At 71.4% G+C, this 18,421-nt stretch carries 17 protein-coding genes and 5 tRNA genes; 14 read left to right on the top strand and 8 right to left on the bottom strand.

The features are described 5' to 3' along the window. Positions 1-89: 89 nt before the first annotated feature. The 4 genes from B5M43_RS00690 to B5M43_RS00675 form a co-directional block, all read right to left on the bottom strand. Complete coding sequence (locus tag B5M43_RS00690) at positions 90-2,231, bottom strand: 3-hydroxyacyl-CoA dehydrogenase NAD-binding domain-containing protein (protein WP_134745140.1); 2,142 nt, start codon at positions 2,229-2,231, stop codon at positions 90-92. A gap of 8 nt (positions 2,232-2,239) precedes the next feature. Then, the gene (locus B5M43_RS00685) at positions 2,240-3,454 is read right to left on the bottom strand and encodes a thiolase family protein (RefSeq protein WP_134745035.1); all 1,215 of its coding nucleotides are present in this window, start codon (positions 3,452-3,454) and stop codon (positions 2,240-2,242) included. Positions 3,455-3,529: 75 nt separating this feature from the next. Further along, positions 3,530-4,732, bottom strand: coding sequence for an HRDC domain-containing protein (locus tag B5M43_RS00680; RefSeq protein WP_055988390.1), 1,203 nt, complete (start codon positions 4,730-4,732; stop codon positions 3,530-3,532). Continuing rightward, on the bottom strand, positions 4,725-5,306 hold the full coding sequence (locus B5M43_RS00675; protein WP_055988387.1) for a DUF3000 domain-containing protein: 582 nt from the start codon (positions 5,304-5,306) through the stop codon (positions 4,725-4,727). The genes B5M43_RS00680 and B5M43_RS00675 overlap by 8 nt, the downstream gene beginning before the upstream one ends. A 25-nt stretch (positions 5,307-5,331) precedes the next feature. Here B5M43_RS00675 and B5M43_RS00670 point away from each other — a divergent pair, with 25 nt between their 5' ends. Further along, positions 5,332-6,519 (top strand): S9 family peptidase, encoded by a 1,188-nt coding sequence (locus B5M43_RS00670; protein ID WP_134745036.1) that lies wholly within the window; start codon positions 5,332-5,334, stop codon positions 6,517-6,519. Between the two features lie 21 nt (positions 6,520-6,540). Here B5M43_RS00670 and B5M43_RS00665 read toward each other — a convergent pair whose 3' ends face one another. Further along, positions 6,541-6,984, bottom strand: coding sequence for a SufE family protein (locus B5M43_RS00665; RefSeq protein ID WP_134745038.1), 444 nt, complete (start codon positions 6,982-6,984; stop codon positions 6,541-6,543). A 33-nt stretch (positions 6,985-7,017) separates the two neighbouring features. Continuing rightward, positions 7,018-7,917 (bottom strand): sulfurtransferase, encoded by a 900-nt coding sequence (locus B5M43_RS00660; RefSeq protein WP_134745040.1) that lies wholly within the window; start codon positions 7,915-7,917, stop codon positions 7,018-7,020. A 162-nt stretch (positions 7,918-8,079) separates the two neighbouring features. Here B5M43_RS00660 and zapE point away from each other — a divergent pair, with 162 nt between their 5' ends. From zapE to B5M43_RS00640, 4 genes are all read left to right on the top strand, one after another. Further along, positions 8,080-9,099, top strand: coding sequence for a cell division protein ZapE (gene zapE / locus B5M43_RS00655; protein WP_055988381.1), 1,020 nt, complete (start codon positions 8,080-8,082; stop codon positions 9,097-9,099). 252 nt (positions 9,100-9,351) lie between these two features. Next, on the top strand, positions 9,352-10,578 hold the full coding sequence (locus B5M43_RS00650; protein ID WP_055988379.1) for an ammonium transporter: 1,227 nt from the start codon (positions 9,352-9,354) through the stop codon (positions 10,576-10,578). Between the two features lie 132 nt (positions 10,579-10,710). Next, a complete protein-coding gene (locus tag B5M43_RS00645; protein WP_055988377.1) occupies positions 10,711-11,295 on the top strand; it encodes a type II toxin-antitoxin system PemK/MazF family toxin in 585 nt (194 codons plus the stop codon). A 102-nt stretch (positions 11,296-11,397) separates the two neighbouring features. Next, positions 11,398-11,470: transfer RNA gene (locus B5M43_RS00640), tRNA-Val, on the top strand. A gap of 50 nt (positions 11,471-11,520) precedes the next feature. On the opposite strand, the gene B5M43_RS00635 is transcribed toward B5M43_RS00640, so the two are convergent. After that, positions 11,521-11,709, bottom strand: a complete 189-nt coding sequence (locus B5M43_RS00635; RefSeq protein ID WP_055988375.1) for a hypothetical protein — start codon at positions 11,707-11,709, stop codon at positions 11,521-11,523. A 164-nt stretch (positions 11,710-11,873) separates the two neighbouring features. On the opposite strand from B5M43_RS00635, the gene B5M43_RS00630 reads away from it, so the two are divergent. The 7 genes from B5M43_RS00630 to B5M43_RS00600 all read left to right on the top strand — a co-directional run bounded on the left by B5M43_RS00630 (position 11,874) and on the right by B5M43_RS00600 (position 15,310). Further along, positions 11,874-11,946, top strand: a tRNA-Gly gene (locus tag B5M43_RS00630). Between the two features lie 52 nt (positions 11,947-11,998). Then, positions 11,999-12,069 (top strand) — tRNA-Cys (locus B5M43_RS00625). 28 nt (positions 12,070-12,097) lie between these two features. Next, positions 12,098-12,169: transfer RNA gene (locus B5M43_RS00620), tRNA-Val, on the top strand. Positions 12,170-12,194: 25 nt separating this feature from the next. Continuing rightward, positions 12,195-12,270: transfer RNA gene (locus B5M43_RS00615), tRNA-Gly, on the top strand. A 64-nt stretch (positions 12,271-12,334) separates the two neighbouring features. Then, positions 12,335-12,712, top strand: a complete 378-nt coding sequence (locus tag B5M43_RS00610; protein WP_055988373.1) for an ankyrin repeat domain-containing protein — start codon at positions 12,335-12,337, stop codon at positions 12,710-12,712. A 46-nt stretch (positions 12,713-12,758) separates the two neighbouring features. Further along, complete coding sequence (gene thrS / locus B5M43_RS00605; protein WP_055988371.1) at positions 12,759-14,735, top strand: threonine--tRNA ligase; 1,977 nt, start codon at positions 12,759-12,761, stop codon at positions 14,733-14,735. Next, entirely contained in the window at positions 14,732-15,310 is a 579-nt protein-coding gene (locus B5M43_RS00600; RefSeq protein WP_055988369.1) for an HIT domain-containing protein, read from the top strand. Before thrS ends, B5M43_RS00600 begins: the two co-directional genes overlap by 4 nt. Positions 15,311-15,480: 170 nt before the next feature. On the opposite strand, the gene B5M43_RS00595 is transcribed toward B5M43_RS00600, so the two are convergent. Beyond that, the gene (locus B5M43_RS00595; protein WP_134745042.1) at positions 15,481-16,812 is read right to left on the bottom strand and encodes an aminotransferase class I/II-fold pyridoxal phosphate-dependent enzyme; all 1,332 of its coding nucleotides are present in this window, start codon (positions 16,810-16,812) and stop codon (positions 15,481-15,483) included. A 95-nt stretch (positions 16,813-16,907) separates the two neighbouring features. Here B5M43_RS00595 and pdxS point away from each other — a divergent pair, with 95 nt between their 5' ends. After that, on the top strand, positions 16,908-17,813 hold the full coding sequence (gene pdxS, locus B5M43_RS00590; protein WP_055988365.1) for a pyridoxal 5'-phosphate synthase lyase subunit PdxS: 906 nt from the start codon (positions 16,908-16,910) through the stop codon (positions 17,811-17,813). Positions 17,814-17,815: 2 nt separating this feature from the next. Further along, on the top strand, positions 17,816-18,406 hold the full coding sequence (pdxT, locus tag B5M43_RS00585; RefSeq protein WP_055988363.1) for a pyridoxal 5'-phosphate synthase glutaminase subunit PdxT: 591 nt from the start codon (positions 17,816-17,818) through the stop codon (positions 18,404-18,406). Positions 18,407-18,421: the final 15 nt, after the last annotated feature.

Genomic DNA, 18,421 nt, shown 5'->3' with positions numbered 1-18,421 from the left:
TGTCGCGTCGCGGCGCGCATGACATGCGGTCGGCGGGTCCGTATCATGACGAGGCGCCGGACCCGTGGGATCCGGCGCCTCGTGCGACATCAGCGGTTTGCCGCTCCGCGGAGGGGCGGCGTGTGGAACGTGCCCCCGAACGCGCGCTCCGAGGCGCCCGAGCGGTCGAGGTAGGCCGAGGCGCCGCCGTCGATGAACGGCCAGCCGGCGCCCAGGATGAGGCACAGGTCGATGTCCTCGACCTCGGGGACGACGCCCTCGTCGAGCATGAGCCGGATCTCGCTCGCGAGGCCGTCCTCGACGCGTCGCAGGATCTCCGCCTCGGCGGCGGGGCTCTTCCCGGTCACGAGCGTCTTCTGCGCCTGCTTGGTCCAGCCCGTCACGCGGCCGTTCCTGTCCTTCTCCACGACCTGGTCGAGCTCGGCGAGGCGATGGAGGTTCTCGGACGCGAAGAACCGGTCGGGGAAGTGGCGCACCATGGTGTCCTGGACGTGCGCCGCGACCTTCCAGCCGACCAGGTCGATCAGCTGGAACGGGGTCATCGGAAGCCCGAGCGGCGCGAACGCCTTCTCGACCGTGAGCAGCGGCGTGCCCTCGTCGACCGCGCGCGCGGCCTCGCCCATGACCTTCGCCAGCAGCCGGTTGACCACGAAGCCGGGTGCGTCGGCCGTGAGGACGGCGTTCTTGCGGAGGTTCTTCGCCACCACGAACGCGGTGGACAGCGCCACGTCGCTGGACTGCGGCGTCTTCACGATCTCGATCAGGGGCATGACCGCGACCGGGTTGAAGAAGTGGAAGCCCACGAGCCGCTCGGGGTTCGCGAGGACCGAGCCGATCTCCTCGACCGACAGCGACGACGTGTTGGTCGCCAGGATCGCCTCGGGGGAGACGATCGCCTCGATCTCGCGGAACACCTGCTGCTTGACGCCGGTCTCCTCGAACACCGCCTCGATCACGAAGTCGCAGTCGGCGTACTCGGCCTTGTCGATCGTGCCGCGCACGAGCGCGCGCAGCCGGTTCCCGGTGTCGGCGTCGATGCGCCCCTTGGCCTCGAGCGCGGCGATCTCGTCGCGGATGTACGCGAGGCCCTTGTCGACCCGAGCCTGGTCGATGTCCGTGATGAGCACGGGCACCTGCAGGCGCCGAGCGAAGAGCAGGGCGAACTGGCCGGCCATGAGGCCGGCGCCGATCACGCCGACCTTGGTGACCTTGCGCGCCAGCTCCTTGTCGGGTGCGCCGACCGGGCGCTTCGCCCGCTTCTGCACGAGATCGAACGCGTACATCGACGCCACGAACTGGTCGCCCGAGATCAGCTCGGCGAGAGCCTCGTCCTCGCGCTCGAAGCCCTCCTCGATCGATCCGGAGCGCGCCTTGTCCATGAGCTCGAGCGCCAGGTACGGCGCGCGCGGCACCGTCCCGATCCGGCTCTCGAGCATGCCGCGGGCGACCTTGATCGCGATCGGCCACTTGGTGAGCCGCTCGATCCTGCCCGGAGCGTTCTTCCGCTCGACCTCGATCTCACCCGAGAGCACGCCGTCGGCCCAGCGCAGCGAGTCCTCCAGGTACGCGGCGGGCCCGAAGACCGCGTCGAACATCCCCAGCTCATAGGCCTGCTGGGGCTTGAGGGTCCGGTTCTGCTTGAGCGGGTTGGAGATGATCACCTCGAGGGCGTTCTCGATGCCGATCAGGTTCGGCAGCAGCGTGACGCCGCCCCATCCGGGCACCAGGCCGAGGAAGACCTCGGGCAGCGCGATCGCCGCCGCCGACGAGTCGACCGTGCGGTACGTCGAGTTCAGGGCGATCTCGACCGCGCCGCCGAGCGCGAGGCCGTTCACGAACGAGAACGACGGCACGCCCAGCTTCGACAGCCGGCCGAGGACGTGGTGCCCGAGCTGGGCGATCAGCCGCGCGACGTCCTTCGAGGGGAGGTCGCCGACCCCGGAGAGGTCGGCGCCCGCGGCGAAGATGTACGGCTTGCCGGTCACGGCCACCGCGTCGATCTCACCCGCGGCCGCGCGCTCCTTGAGCTCGTCGAGTCGTTCGCCGAGCTCGAGGAGGGTCGCGGGGCCCAGCGTGTTCGGGCGCGTGTGGTCCTTCCCGTTGTGCAGGGTGACGAGCGCGATGGTGCGGCCGCTCGGGAGCTTCACGTCGCTCACGAGCGAATGGGTGACGACCTCGTCGGCAGTGAGCTGCTGGAGGGGGGAGAAGTCGATGGTGGTGTAGTCGGTCACTGCCTGGCTCACTTCTGCTTCTTCTTCTTCTTGCCGGTGTAGTGGGGGTTCTCCCAGATGACGGTGCCGCCCTGACCCAGACCGACGCACATGGCCGTCAGCCCGTAGCGCACCTCGGGGTGCTCCGCGAACTGCGCGGCGAGCTGGATCATGAGGCGCACGCCGGAGGCCGCGAGCGGGTGGCCGACCGCGATCGCGCCGCCCCACGGGTTGACCCGCGGATCGTCGTCGGCGATGCCGAAGTGGTCCAGGAGCGAGAGCACCTGGATGGCGAAGGCCTCGTTGAGCTCGAACAGGCCGATGTCGTCGACCGTGAGGCCGGCCTTGGCGAGCGCCTTCTCGGTCGAGGGGATCGGGCCGATGCCCATGATCTCGGGCTCGACGCCCGCGAACGCGAACGACACCAGCTTCATCTTCGGGGCGAGGCCGAACTCCTTCACGGCCGCGCCGCTCGCCAGCAGGCTCACGGTCGCGCCGTCCGTGAGCGGCGACGACGTACCGGCCGTGACGCGCCCGTGCGGGCGGAACGGCGTCTTGAGCGTCGCGAGCCCCTCCATCGTCGTCTCTGGGCGGCGGCCCTCGTCCTCGGTCGCCAGGCCCCACTGTCCGTCGGGGCCGATCACGGCGACCGGCACCAGGTCGGGCTGGATCTTCCCGGCCTCGTAGGCAGCCTGCAGCTTGTGCTGGCTGAGCATGCTGTAGCGGTCCGCCCGCTCCTTGGTCAGGTGCGGGAACCGGTCGTGGATGCGCTCGGCGGTGACACCCATGTTGAGCGCGCCGCTGTCGACGATGCGCTCCGCCACGAAGCGGGGATTCGGGTCGGAGTTCGAGCCGATGGGGTGGCGCCCCATGTGCTCGACGCCGCCCGCGATGGCGACGTCGTACATGCCGACGCCGATCGACGCGGCCATGGTCGTCACGCTCGTCATGGCGCCCGCGCACATGCGCTCGACCGCCAGGCCGGGCACGGTCTGCGGAAGCCCCGCGAGGATCGCGGCGGTGCGCCCCAGCGTCAGGCCCTGGTCGCCCGTCTGCGAGGTCGCGGCGATCGCGACGTCGTCGATCCGGTCCTTCGGGATCTCCGCATTGCGCTCGATGAGACCCTTCATCGCCTTGACGACGAGGTCATCCGCACGCGTGTTCCAGTACATGCCTTTCTCGCCGGCGCGCCCGAACGGGGTCCGCGTGCCGTCGACGAAATAGACATCAGAGAGCTCGGCCACTCTGCCTCCCAGTGTTGATTGCTGTTCAGCCTAGGGAGCGGCCCGGTGCGCCTGGAACCGGTTGGCCAGGATCGACTAACGCGCTTCGACGGCGTCGTCGGGGGATTGAACGGCCCGCACAAACGCCTCCGCGATCAGCTCCGCGGTCTGCTCGATCTGCCACTCGCGGGCGCCGAGCGCGCGCAGCGCCCCGGCGATCGCGGCGGCATCGGCGGGCGCGGGCGGCTCCCACGCCACGCGGCGGAGCGTATCCGGCGTGAGCAGGTTCTCGGTGGGCATCGACAGCGCGGCGGCGCGCTCCTCGACCGCGGGACGCGCCTGCTTGAGGCGCGCGTCCGCCTCGGGATTGCGGTCGGCCCACGCCCGCGGCGGCGGCAGCGTGTCGCTCGGCACGCGCTCGACCGGGAGGTCTCCGCTCTCGCGCCCGGCGACGATCGCGTTCCACCAGCGGTCGAGCTGCGTCCGGCTCGCGCGGCCGTTGAACGCCTTGAGCGCGGCCAGCTCGCTCTTGGAGCCGGGCGCGGCCATCACCGCGGCGACCAGCGCGCGGTCCGGAACCAGGCGGCCGGGGGAGACGTCCTGCTGCTGCGCGTACTCCTCGCGGGCGAGCCAGAGCTGGCGCGCGATCGCGAGGTTGCGGCGCCCGCGCACCGTGTGCAGGCCGCTCAGCCGGCGCCACGGCTCCGCGCGGGGCGGCTTGGGCTCGCGGTGCAGCGTGGCGTCGAACTCCTGGGCCGCGAACTCGGTCTTGCGGGCCTCCGCGAGCGCCGCCACGAGCGCGTCGCGGACGTCGACGAGGTGCTCCACGTCGAGCGCCGCGTACTCGAGCCACGCCTGGGGGAGGGGGCGCGTCGACCAGTCGGCCGCCGAGTGCTCCTTCTTGAGCGAGATCCCGAGCGTGGCCTCCACGACCGCCGCGAGGCCCACGCGCTCCCAGCCGAGGAGGCGCGCCGCCAGCTCGGTGTCGAAGATCCGGGCCGGAACCAGGTCGAGCTCGCGCAGGGAGGGCAGATCCTGGCTGGCCGCGTGGAGCACCCACTCCTCGCCGCCGATCGCCTCCTGGAGCGGGGCCAGGTCGTCGAGCGCCGGCGGGTCGAACAGGAAGACGCCGGCGCCGCGACGGAACACCTGCACGAGGTAGGCCCGCTGCGAGTAGCGGAAGCCCGAGGCGCGCTCCACGTCCACGGCGACGGGACCCTCGCCGGCTGACAGCGCCCGGCTCGCGGCCGCGAGCTCCTCCGGGGTGTCGATGACGTCGTAGTGCGCGGCCTCAGCCATGCAGGTTCCTCCGCTCTCCGAGGACCGCGATGCCCTCCGACCCGGGCGGGAGACCCGCCAGCATGCAGACCAGCTCGGCCCACGCCTCCACGTGCGCGCCGAACGGGCCGTCGGGCGTCCACGACGCGCGCAGCTCGATCTGGGCGCCATCGCCCTCGTCGGCCAGCGAGCCGAAGCCCTTGGACAGGATCTTGGTGGCCGTGCCCGAGGCGGAGTGGTACTGCGCGTGACGGGAGTCCAGCGCGTCGACCAGCCACGACCAGGCGACGTCGGCGAGCAGGGGATCGGTGCCGATCTCGGGCTCCAGCGGAGCCTGCGCGAACGCCACGATGCGCCAGGCGCCACCCCAGGCGTCGGGTTCGGCCGGGTCGTGCAGCAGGATGAAGCGGCCGGTGCCGTACGGCGACTCGCCCTCGGCGGTCGGCCGGACGTCGCCCGCGAGCGCGAGGCTGAACGGCGCGACGCCCTGCGGCGACGGGATCTCGCGCACCACGAAGTCGCTGCGGAACGTCGACGCGCGCAGCTGCTCCTCGGCCGCGGCGAACGCCGCCGGGGCGCCTCCTTCTCCACTCACGACGTCAGATTAGAGTGGGAGGGTCATGAAGCACCTCAGGCGCGCCGCTTCCCCAGCCGCCGCATCGGCGCTCGTCTCGATGGTGGGCCTCGGAGTGCTGTTCACCGGCGTCGCGACGGCGCTGAGCGTGCGGATCGCCGACGTGGCGCGCAAGGTCGTGACCCCGGCTCCCCGCGTCGCCGACGTCGAGATCGTGGGCATCGACCGCGCGGCCCAGACCATCACGCTCTCGCACACTCCCGACACGGTGCTGCCGGGGCGGTACGGGGTGTTCACGAACGGCGCGGGCTACGTGAAGCTGGGGGCGGTCCTCGCGCTCGACGACCGCGGTGTGACGCGCAAGCTGCTCAGCCACATCGCGGCCGGGACCAAGGTCGGCCCGTACGCGTCGTTCAGCGGCTGGTACTTCGACGCGCCGGAGCAGCTGCACCTTCCGTACACCGAGGAGTGGGTCGACACCCCCGTCGGCCACGCGCCGGCGTGGCTGTTCTCCGCCGGACGCGGCGACGTGTGGGCCGTGATCGTCCACGGCCGAGGCACCACGCGTGCCGAGGGCCTGCGCGCCGTGCCGGTCCTCCACGCGGCGGGGATCTCGTCCCTCGTCGTCTCGTACCGCAACGACGGCGAGGCGCCGCCGAGCCGCACGGGCAAGTACGGACTCGGGGCGCGGGAGTGGCGCGACGTGGACGCCGCGATCGGCTGGGCGCGCGAACACGGCGCACGGCGCATCGTGCTCATGGGGTGGTCGATGGGCGGCGCGATCGCGCTGCAGACCTCGGTCAACTCCGCGCACCGCGACGTGCTCGAGGGGCTCATCCTCGAGTCGCCGGTCGTGGACTGGCGTCTGGTGCTCCGCTACCACGCCCGGGAGCTGGGCGTGCCGCCGTTCGCCGCGTCCGCCGCCATCGGCACGCTGTCCACGCCGCTCACGGCCCGCGTCGTCCGTGCCGGGCGCGGGATCCCGTTCGACGAGCTCGACATGGTCGCGCGCGCGGGCGAGCTGGACGTGCCGATCCTGCTCATGCACAGCGACGACGACGGCTACGTGCCGTCCGACGCCTCGCACGCGCTCGCTGCGGCGCGCCCCGACCTTGTCACGATGGAGACGTTCGAGGTCGCGCGGCACACGAAGCTCTGGAACTACGACGAGCGACGCTGGACCACCGCGATCCGCGACTGGCTCGCCGCGCGCGGGCTCGGCACCACCCGCTGAGCGCCGGCCGGATCGACGCGCTCAGCGCGCGTCGAGGCGTGCCTGGACCTGCCGCTTGGCTCGCATCAGCATCCCGGTCATGCCCGCGATGCGCAGCGGCGAGACCGCGCGCGTGAGCCCGAGGGACTGTGGATAGTCACCCGGCACGGCGAGCACCTCCTGGGCCGTGAGCCCGCTGATGCCCTGCGCCAGGATGCTCGCGAACCCGCGGGTCGTGGGCGCCTCGGCGGGGGCCAGGGCGTGCATGGTCACGGTGTCGTCCTGCGCGACCTCCACCACGATGTACACGGGCGACTGACATTCCGCCACGCGCTCCGTGAGCTCCGGATGGTCGCGGTACTCCTCGGGCGCCTCCGGGAGCTCGCGCGAGAACTCCAGCAGAAGCTGAAGTCGCTCGGGCTCGTCCAGCTCGAGGAACTCGTCGCGGATCTCGGCGAGCGGCGCGGGGAGAGACTCGGGCATCATCTCCCCATCCTCCCATCGGCGCGCGCGGCGGGGTCAGCCCGCGGGCGCCTCCCCGGGCTCGGCGCCCGTCACGATCGGCACGCGCACGGCCGAGCCCCACTCGGTCCATGAGCCGTCGTAGTTGCGGACCTTCTCGAAACCCAGGAGGTGCTTCAGCACGAACCACGTGTGGCTCGAGCGCTCGCCGATGCGGCAGTAGGCGACGATGTCGTCGCCGTCGCGCAGCCCGACCTCGTCGCGGTACAGCGCCTCGAGCTCCGCGCGGGGCTTGAAGCCGCCGTCCTCGCCGACCGCGCGGGCCCACGGCACGTTGCGGGCCGTCGGGATGTGGCCGGCGCGCAGAGCGCCCTCCTCGGGGTAGGCCGGGGCCGTGGTGCGCGCGCCCGTGTACTCCTCGGGGGACCGGACGTCGATCAGCGGGCTCCCGAGGTGGACCAGGACGTCCTCCTTGTACGCGCGCAGCACGGAGTCGTCGCGCTCGACCACCGGGTACTCGGTCGCGTGTCGCGCGGCCGGCTCGGTCGTCAGGGGACGGCCCTCGGCGATCCAGCGGTCGCGCCCGCCGTCCATCAGCCGCACGTCCTCGTGGCCGAACAGCGAGAAGACCCACAGGGCGTACGCGGCCCACCAGTTGCTCTTGTCCCCGTAGATCACGACCGTGTCGTCGCGGGAGATCCCCTTGGCGCTCAGCAGCCGGGCGAAGCCCTCGCCGTCGACGTAATCGCGCACGACGGGGTCGTTCAGCTCGGTGTGCCAGTCGATCTTCACGGCGCCGGGGATGTGGCCGGTCTCGTACAGCAGCACGTCCTCGTCCGACTCGACGACGACCAGGCCCGGCGCGCCCAGGTGCTCCGCGACCCACGCGGTCGAGACCAGGCGGCCGGGCTCGGCGTAGTCGGCGAAGGCGGGGGAGGGGTCGAACTCGACGCTCACGTGTGCTCCTGGGATGTCGGTGGTGCGATGCCGGGCGGTGGGAGGCCGGATGGGCCGCGGGGCGACGCGCGATTAGGCTGTTCACGCCCCTGTTCCGAGGGTAGGCGCCCCCGCGCGGGCGCGCATCGGGGCCCCGGCAGCGCGCGTAACGATCGGAAATCCATGACCTCCACCGCGACCGGCATCGTTCACCTCACCGAGCGTCAGCCGCAGCTCAGCGGCGAGGAGATGCTGGCGAGCCTCGTGCCGCCGCCGCAGTTCGACGACGCGACTTTCGACACGTACCGCGCGGATCCGTCGTATCCGTCCCAGCAGGAGGCGAAGGAGCTGCTCACGACCTTCGCGGTGGGCGCCCCGCCCGCCAAGCGGGGTGGGCTGTTCTCGCGCCGGCCGAAGACGCCCGAGATGAAGCCGGGCGTGTACCTCGACGGCGGGTTCGGCGTCGGCAAGACGCACCTGCTCGCGTCGATCTACCACGCGGTGCCCGCCCGCCGGAAGTACTTCGGCTCGTTCATCGAGTACACCGCCCTCGTGGGGGCCCTCGGGTACCGGCAGACCGTGGACCTCCTGCAGGGCTCCGCGCTGCTGTGCATCGACGAGTTCGAGCTGGACGACCCGGGCGACACCATGGTCATGACGCGGCTGCTCGGCGAGCTCGTGAAGGGCGGCACGCGCCTCGCGGCCACGAGCAACACTCCGCCGAACGCGCTCGGGGAGGGGCGCTTCGCCGCGCAGGACTTCCTGCGCGAGATCCACGCGATGGCCGACAGCTTCCAGACCATCCGCATCGACGGCGTGGACTTCCGCCAGCGTTCGCTGTCCGGGCACGCGCCCGTCCTGGACGAGGCGGCGTACGAGGCGGCGCTGGCAGCCTTCGGCACGGCCAGCGACGACGGGTTCGACGCCCTCATCTCCCATCTCGCGCGCGTGCACCCTTCGCGGTACATCCGCCTGATCGACGGGGTCGACGCCATCGGGCTGCGCGACGTGCGCCAGCTCACGGACCAGTCGGAGGCGCTGCGCTTCGTGGCGTTCGTCGACCGCGTCTACGACGCCGAGCTGCCGGTCCGCGCGACCGGCCTGTCGCTCGACCAGGTGTTCGGCGACGACATGCTCGCAGGCGGCTACCGGAAGAAGTACCTGCGGGCGATCTCCCGCCTCGTCGCCTCGACGCACGCCTGACGCGCCGACCGTCCTCCTTCGAACGCCCCACGCGCGGCTCACGGCCGCACGTGGGGCGTTTCGCGACGCATCTGGGTGGATTCGCGCTGTCAGGAAACGCGATGTTTACCTGACGCATCGCGGCGTAACACCCAGGAAACACGCTGAGCACCCACCGGGAAACGGGTGCTCGGGAGACTTGGCGCACCCGAATGGCGGATCCGCACGCGGTCAGACCGGACGGACCTGCAATCCAACACATGAGAGGTAGTGATGGAACTCACCCCGTCAAGCATCTGGATCGTCGCCAGTGCGGCGCTCGTGCTGTTCATGACCCCGGGCCTTGCGTTCTTCTACGGCGGACTCGTCAAGGCCAAGAGCGTCATCAGCATGATCATGATGAGCTTCGGATCGATCGCCCTCATCGGCGTGCTGTGGATCCTCTACGGCTACATGATCTACACCGGCGCGGGCGGTGACGGCGAGTACTTCGAGGGCGCCGCCGTGCTGATCCCCGGCTTCGCCGGCAACCCGTTCGCCGGCTTCGGCCTGACCGCCCCCGGCATCGACCTGATCGACGTGGCGTTCGGTTCGACGTTCGCGATCATCACCGTGGCCCTGATCTCGGGCGCGATCGCCGACCGTGCGAAGTTCGGCGCGTGGCTGGTCTTCGCCGGCGTCTGGGCGACGCTGTCGTACTTCCCCGTCGCCGGCTGGGTGTGGGGCGGCGGCTGGATCCAGTCCTGGACCATCGGCGACTACGCGGTCATCGACCTCGCGGGCGGCACCGCGGTGCACATCAACGCGGGTGCCGCGGCCCTTGCCCTCGCTCTCGTGCTCGGCAAGCGCATCGGCTTCCAGAAGGGCATCCACCAGCCCCACAACGTCCCGTTCGTGGTGCTGGGCGCCTCGATCCTGTGGTTCGGATGGTTCGGCTTCAACACCGGCCTCTCCGGCGACCAGGAGGGCCTGGGCCTGAGCTTCCTCAACACGATCGGCGCTCCGGCTGCCGCCGTGCTGGGCTGGCTGATCGTCGAGAAGCTCAAGGACGGCAAGGCCACCTCGGTCGGCGCCGCCTCGGGCGCCGTCGCGGGTCTTGTCGCCATCACGCCGGCGGCCGGCAACCTGACGCCGGGCTGGGCCCTGGTCCTCGGCGCGATCGCGGGTGCCGTGGCCGCCCTGGCCATCGAGCTGAAGTGGAAGCTCGGCTACGACGACTCGCTGGACGTGGTAGGCATCCACCTCGTCGCGGGCCTCATCGGCACGATCTTCCTCGGCTTCGCCGCCACGGACGCGGGCCTGTTCTACACGGGAGACTTCTCGCAGCTGGTCCTGCAGACCGTCAGCGCGGTCGCTGTGGCGCTGTACTCCTTCGTCATCGCCTTCGCGGTCGGCTTCGCGATCGAGAAGACGATCGGCTTCCGCGTGAAGAACGAGGACGAGCTCGCCGGTGTCGACACCGTCGTGCACGGCGAGACGGGCTACACGCTCGCAAACTGACCCCACCACCGGTGCCCCCAGCACCGGGAGACCCCACCGAGCGGAGGGCGTCGCGGCTTCGGCCGCGGCGCCCTCCGTGTGTTGCGGCGCCACGCGAGGATCGGCCCCCGGCCCGGCCGATAGGCTCGGGCCATGGCACGACAGAGCTTCCTCGGCACGCTCGCGAAGCTGGCGCTCGGCGCGCTGGAGACGGCGACCCGCCGGCCGAGGCGGGGGCGCGACGACGGCCTCCGCGGCCCGCGGCCCGGATCGCGCGGCGAGTCGGGCGGCCTCGGCGACGCGCGTGCGGACGCGGCCCCGAGCGGCATCCAGACCGTGGAGCTGCGACCGGAGGACGTCCCCCGACTGCGGCTGTCCTACGCGCCCCAGCACGACGGCGAGGCCGACGCCGGCGAGGTGGTGTGGACCTGGGTGCCGTACGCCGAGAACGACGGCCGGGGCAAGGACCGCCCGGTCCTGCTGATCGCCCGCCACGGCGCCGATCGCCACTACGCGGTCAAGCTCACCAGCAAGTCGAAGGACGGGGATCGCGAGTTCCTGCCGCTCGGCTCGGGACCCTGGGATCCGGCCGGCCGGGAGTCCTGGGTCGATCTCGACCAGCTGTACAGCGTGCACGCCGACGGCATGCGCCGCGAGGCGGCGGCTCTCGATCTCGACCGCTTCACGCGCGTCGCGGCCGCGCTGCAGCGGCGCTACGGATGGGGCGCGGGGAGCTGACGCGCGGCGCGGGCCACGCCCGGTGCGGGCGCGGTTCGGACGCGCAGGCAGGATCGGGTAGTATGACTTCTCGGCCCGCAAGGCCGAGGAACTGAACAGCACGGGCGATTGGCGCAGTTGGTAGCGCGCTTCCTTCACACGGAAGAGGTCATCAGTTCGAGTCTGGTATCGCCCACCGCAGAGAGCCCCCGGCACGCCGGGGGCTCTCGCCGTCTCCGGCGACGGTCAGGCCTCGGGATCCTCCGTGGGGTCGCCGGGTCGCACCGGGGCGTCGTCGGCGATGTCGATGCGCTTCACTCCGTCGTGCTCGGAGACCTCGATGCGGGGCCGCGCGTCGTCCTCGGTCGCGCCCGGGGCGGAGGTCAGCTGGTCGTGGCGCTTCTCTTCCGGGGTCATGTCGTCCGTGGTTCCCATGGGCTCGAGGCTAGGCGTGGCCGCCGCCGCGGGGGAGCGGCTTGACACGGCGCCCCTGCCGTCGGCGGGCAGCCGCCGGACACGCCCGGACACCGGTGCTGGTTTGGCTCTGCCGCCGTCGTCGGCTAGTGTGTAACAAGTGCCCGGTGCGAATCGGGGGCGATGCGGATGTAGCGCAGTTGGTAGCGCATCACCTTGCCAAGGTGAGGGTCGCGAGTTCGAGTCTCGTCATCCGCTCGAGTGCAGGGATCTCCCCGGAGATCCAGGCATGCGGGTTTCGATCCCCCGCGGTGGCGTGGCCGAGAGGCGAGGCACCGGCCTGCAAAGCCGTTTACACGGGTTCGAATCCCGTCGCCACCTCGTCATAATTGAATACAGCTCTTGATGAGCGCGATTGGCGCAGCGGTAGCGCGCTTCCCTGACACGGAAGAGGTCACTGGTTCGATCCCAGTATCGCGCACGAGCGGATCCCGTATCCGGCTCATGCGGATGTAGCGCAGTTGGTAGCGCATCACCTTGCCAAGGTGAGGGTCGCGAGTTCGAGTCTCGTCATCCGCTCCACTCCGAAGCCCGGCGGCCCTCAGGCCCCGGGCTTCTCCGCATCCGGGGATGGTTGACTGAGGGCATGACGGATGAGATGCCGGCCGACGTCGCCGAGTTCGCCGACCGCCTGTTCGACATGGCGCGCACGGGTCAGTCCGCGCGGCTGCTCGATCGCATCGACTCCGGGGTGCCGGTCGATCTCGCGGACGCGCAGGGATCGACGCTGCTCATGCTCGCCGCGTACCACGGGCACGCCGAGCTGGTCGCGGCGCTCGCGGAGCGCGGCGCCGACGTGGACCGCGTGAGCGGCCGGGGGCAGACCCCGCTCGCCGGCGCGGTGTTCAAGCAGCACGACGACGTCATCCGCACGCTCCTGAAGGCGGGTGCCGACCCGGATGCCGGCAACCCGTCCGCCCGCGCCACCGCGCAGATGTTCGGGCGCACCCTGCCCGAGGTCTGAGGCCGCGTCGGCGGGGGAGCGCGCGACGGCGAACTAGGATTGACGGGTGACCACCGGATTCGATCTGCACCCCGAGAAGAACGTCGTCGCGATCCGCGTCGACGGTGAGCTGAAGGACCTCGCGACCGAGGTCACGGAGACGCAGACGGTCGAGCCGGTGACCATCGACAGCCCCGACGGGCTGAACATCCTGCGCCACTCGACCGCGCACGTGCTCGCGCAGGCCGTGCAGAAGCTGCGCCCCGGCGCGAAGCTCGGCATCGGCCCGTTCATCACCGACGGCTTCTACTACGACTTCGGCGTGGACGAGCCCTTCACGCCCGATGACCTGAAGGCGATCAAGAAGGAGATGCAGCGCATCGTCCGCGACGCGCAGCGCTTCCGCCGCCGCGCGGTCAGCGACGACGAGGCGCGCGCCGAGCTCGCCGACGAGCCGTTCAAGCTCGAGCTGATCGGGCTGAAGGGCGGCAAGAAGGAGGCCGCCGAGGGCGCCGGCGTCGAGGTCGGCGAGGGCGAGCTGACGATCTACGACAACATCGACGGCCGCACGGGCGAGACCGTCTGGAAGGACCTCTGCCGCGGGCCCCACGTGCCCTCCACGCGGATGGTCGGCAACGGCTGGGACATCCTGCGCGTCGCCGGCGCCTACTGGCGCGGAAGCGAGAAGAACCCGCAGCTGCAGCGCATCTACGGCACGGCGTGGCCGTCGAAGGACGAGCTGCGCGCCTACCAGGAGCGCCTCGAGGAGGCCGCGCGCCGCGACCACCGCAAGCTCGGCAAGGAGCTCGACCTGTTCTCGTTCCCCGACGAGATCGGCTCCGGCCTGTCGGTGTGGCACCCCAAGGGCGGCATCGTCCGCGGCGAGATGGAGCAGCACGCACGCCGCCGCCACATGGCCGAGGGCTACAGCTACGTCTACACGCCGCACATCACGAAGAAGGACCTCTTCGTGACCTCGAACCACCTCGTGACCTACGCCGAGGGGATCTGGCCGCCGATCCGGATGGACGAGGAGCGCGACGAGCAGGGCAACGTCACCAAGCAGGGCGTCGACTACTACCTGAAGCCGATGAACTGCCCGATGCACATCCTGATCTACAAGGAGCGCGCCCGCAGCTACCGCGACCTGCCGCTGCGCCTGGCCGAGAACGGCACGGTGTACCGCAACGAGCTGTCCGGCGCGCTGCACGGGCTGACCCGCGTGCGCGGCTTCACGCAGGACGACGCGCACCTGTTCGTCACGCCCGAGCAGCTCGAGGCCGAGACCACGAAGGTCCTCGAGTTCGTGCTGTCGCTCCTGAAGGACTTCGGCCTCGACGACTTCCGCCTCGAGCTGTCGATGCGCGACGACGAGAAGGGCAAGTGGATCGGCGAGGAGGAGGTCTGGGCCACGGCGACCGACGCCCTGCGCCGCGTCGCGCTGAAGACGGGGCTCCACCTCGTGGAGGAGCCCGGCGAGGCCGCGTTCTACGGCCCCAAGATCGACCTCAAGGTGACCGACGCGATCGGGCGCTCGTGGCAGCTGTCGACCGTGCAGCTCGACTTCAACCTGCCCGAGCGCTTCGACCTCGAGTTCACCGACCGCGACGGATCCAAGCAGCGCCCCATCATGATCCACCGGGCCCTGTTCGGATCCATCGAGCGGTTCTTCGCGATCCTGCTCGAGCACTACGCGGGCGACTTCCCGCTCTGGCTCGCGCCCGTCCAGGTCATGGGCGTCCCCGTCGCGGGCGAGTACGCGGAGTACCTCGACGAGGCCGTGGCCCGGCTGCGCGCCGCCGGCGTACGCGCCGAGGTCGACCACTCGGACGACCGCATGCAGAAGAAGATCCGCACGCACACGACCTCCAAGGTGCCGCTGCTGCTGATCGCGGGCGAGCAGGACCGCGCCGCCGGCACGGTGTCGTTCCGCTTCCGCGACGGCTCGCAGCGCAACGGCGTGCCGCTCGACGAGGCGGTCGCGCTCGTGACGGGGGCGATCGCGCAGCACGCGCTCATCCAGACGGCAGAGGACCTGGTGTGACCGCGGAGGCGGGCGCCGAGGGGCACGTCCACGTGGACGGCCGCCTCGAGCACGCCTCCGACTTCAGCGGGGTGCCGGATCAGTTCCAGCGCCTGTGGACCCCGCATCGGATGGTGTACATCGCCGCCGGCGCGGACGTGAACCGCGGGTCGGGCTGCCCGTTCTGCGCGGCGCCCGGTAAGGACGACGAGGCCGGCCTGATCGTCCACCGCGGCCGCACGGCGTTCGTCCTGCTGAACCTGTTCCCGTACAACTCGGGCCACCTGCTCGTGTGCCCGTATCGCCACATCGGCATGTACGACGAGGCCACGCCGGAGGAGGTCGCCGAGATCGGCGAGCTGACGCAGACGGCCATGCGGGTGCTCAAGGAGGTCTCGCGCTGCGACGGCTTCAACATCGGCATGAACCAGGGTCACGTGGCGGGTGCGGGCGTCGAGGAGCACCTGCACCAGCACATCGTGCCCCGCTGGGCGAGCGACGCGAACTTCTTCCCGATCATCGCCCGCACCAAGGCCCTGCCGCAGCTGCTCGGCGATGTCCGTCGCACCCTGTTTGACGCCTGGCCGGTTTCCTGACTTCCTTGCTCGCGACGCTGGATGACGTGCGAGCGTAGCGAGCGTGGAGCGAAGCGACCCTGCGGGCGCGAAGCGCACGCCTCCGACGGAGCGGAGCGACGGCGTGTCGCTCGCCGAGCGGCATCCGCGAAGCGGGTGCCCGAGAGCGTGCGACGCGCGAGCGAAGCGAGCTAAAAGGAAGCTGTTCTTGATGCCGCCAGGTCTGATGCGAGGGTCTTCATCTCGTCGTCCGTGAGGTCGTGGACCGTGACGCGCAGGTGCTGCGACGGGGGAGCGTCCTCGCGGAGCTGGAACTCGTCACCCGTGCGGGCGAGCCAGCCGCGGCGCATGAGCTGCTCGGCGACGTCGCGCGCGGGCGCGCCCACCGGAATCCAGAGGCTCAGGCCGTCGCCCGCGCTCGCCTGGATCCCCTGCGCGGCGAGCAGCCGCGTGAACGTCTCGTTCCGCTCCGCGTAATGCGCGCCCGCGCGGTCGATCTGCGCCAGCACGTCCGGATCCGACAGCATGGCGTGCGACAGTCGCTGGAGCAGGTGGCTCACCCACGTCGTGCCGGGGCTCAGGCGCATGGCGAGCCGGCCGGCGGTCTTCGGGTCCGAGGCCGTCACGGCCAGGCACATGTCGGGCCCGATGAACTTCGACACCGAGCGCACGAGCGCCCAGCGACGGTGGCCCGGCCCCACGATCGAATGGAAGGGGCGGCGAGAGAGCAGCGAGAAGTAGTCGTCCTCGATCACGAGCACGTACGGATGATCCGCCAGCACGTCGCGCAGCTCGGCGGCGCGCCCGGCGGTGACCGCGGCCCCGGTGGGGTTCTGGGCGCGGGGCGTGCAGACCATGGCGCGCACGCCGTCCTCGAGCGCGGCGCGCAGGCCGTCCGGCGTCATGCCCTCGGCGTCGACCGGCACGGGCACCGCCCGGTAGCCGCCCAGGCGGACCGTGTGGATGCTCGCGAGAAAGCACGGATCCTCGAGCGCGACGGCGTCGTCGCGCATCAGCGCCTGGGCGAGCAGGCGCTCGATCGCGTCGACGGCGCCGCTTGTCACCGTGACGCGGAAGTCGTCCGACGGCGTGTCCGGCGCGAGCCAGCCGCGCGCCCACTCCTCGACGGCCTGGTCGATCACGGGCTCGCCGTACAGCACGGGACGTCCCGCGGCGGCCTGCAGCGCGCGCGAGAGATCCGGGATGAGCGCCGGATCAGGGTTGCCGGTGGCCACGTCCCGCAGCGCCGAGCCGGGGGAGTAGCCCTCCTGCGCCACGCGGGCGCCGCCCGCGACGCGCGTGCCGGCGCGGCCCTGCGACACCACGAGCCCGGACCGGGCGAGCAGCCGGTACGCGGCGACGGCGGTGTTCCGGTTGACGCCCAGTCGCTCCGCGAGCGCCCGCACCGGGGGCAGCGCGTCGCCCGGGGCGAGGGCGCCGCGCTCGACGAGCTCGCGCACGCTCGCGCCGATCTCGGCGGCCGTACCGCCGTGGATCTCGTCCGTGCCGGTGGGGGATGTCATCCCGTCGAGTCTATGGTCTGGATCGTGGTATTTTTTGGCCTAGATCAAACCCACCCTGCGCGACCCTGACGCGCGTCCCCACCCCAGGAGATCCCATGTCGAACCCCACGGCGTCGAACCCGACCACGGGCACCGGCCGCGTCAAGCGCGGCCTCGCGGAGATGCTGAAGGGCGGCGTCATCATGGACGTCGTCACGCCCGAGCAGGCCCGCATCGCCGAGGACGCCGGCGCCGTCGCCGTCATGGCGCTCGAGCGCGTGCCCGCCGACATCCGGGCCCAGGGCGGTGTCTCCCGCATGAGCGACCCCGACATGATCGACGGCATCATCGAGGCCGTCTCGATCCCGGTCATGGCGAAGGCCCGCATCGGCCACTTCGTCGAGGCCCAGGTGCTGCAGCAGCTCGGCGTCGACTACATCGACGAGTCCGAGGTGCTCTCGCCGGCCGACTACGTGAACCACATCGACAAGTGGCCCTTCACGGTGCCGTTCGTATGCGGCGCGACCAACCTGGGCGAGGCGCTGCGCCGCATCACGGAGGGCGCCGCCATGATCCGCTCGAAGGGCGAGGCGGGCACGGGCGACGTGTCCGAGGCGACCAAGCACATCCGGACCATCACGGGCGAGATCAACCGCCTGCGGTCGCTCACGAAGGACGAGCTGTACGTGGCCGCCAAGGAGCTGCAGGCGCCCTACGAGCTGGTCGCCGAGGTGGCCGAGACGGGCAAGCTGCCGGTCGTGCTGTTCACCGCGGGCGGCGTGGCCACCCCGGCCGACGCGGCCATGATGATGCAGCTCGGCGCGGACGGCGTGTTCGTCGGCTCGGGCATCTTCAAGTCGGGCGACCCGGCCAAGCGCGCCGCGGCGATCGTCAAGGCCACGACGTTCCACGACGACCCGTCCGTGATCGCCGAGGTGTCCCGCGGCCTGGGCGAGGCCATGGTCGGCATCAACGTCGCCGACCTGCCCGCGCCGCACCGCCTGGCCGAGCGCGGCTGGTGACGATGGCGGCCCCGCGCGTGGGCGTGCTCGCCCTGCAGGGCGACGTCCGCGAGCACGCCCGGGTGCTGGAGGAGCTCGGCGCGCGGGTGACCCTCGTGCGCCGGCCGTCGGAGCTCGCCGAGGTCGACGGCCTCGTGCTGCCAGGCGGCGAGTCGAGCGTGATCGACAAGCTCGCGCGCGCATTCGACCTGCAGCAGCCCATCCGCGACGCGATCGCCCGCGGCCTGCCGGTCTACGGGACGTGCGCCGGGCTGATCCTGCTGGCCGACCGGATCCACGGCGCGATCGAAGGTCAGGAGACCTTCGGCGGTCTCGACGTCACGGTCCGCCGCAACGCGTTCGGCGGTCAGGTGGAGTCGTTCGAGACCGACCTCGACGTGCCCGTGCTGGGGGAGCCGCCGGTGCGCGCGGCGTTCATCCGAGCCCCCGTCGTCGAGGAGCTCGGCGCCGCGTCTGCGCTCGCTGCGCTGCCCGACGGGCGCGTGGTCGCGGTGGAGCAGGGCGCGCTGCTCGGCACCTCGTTCCATCCCGAGGCGACGGGGGAGCTCCGGTTCCACCGCCGGTTCCTCGACAAGGTCGCCGCGGCGGCCTGACGTCCCACTCGCATG

The sequence above is a fragment of the Microbacterium sp. MEC084 genome (assembly GCF_004514465.2).
GTDB lineage: Bacteria > Actinomycetota > Actinomycetes > Actinomycetales > Microbacteriaceae > Microbacterium.
Note: the sequence above shows the minus strand (reverse complement) of the source record. Positions and strands in the feature narration are given on the sequence as shown.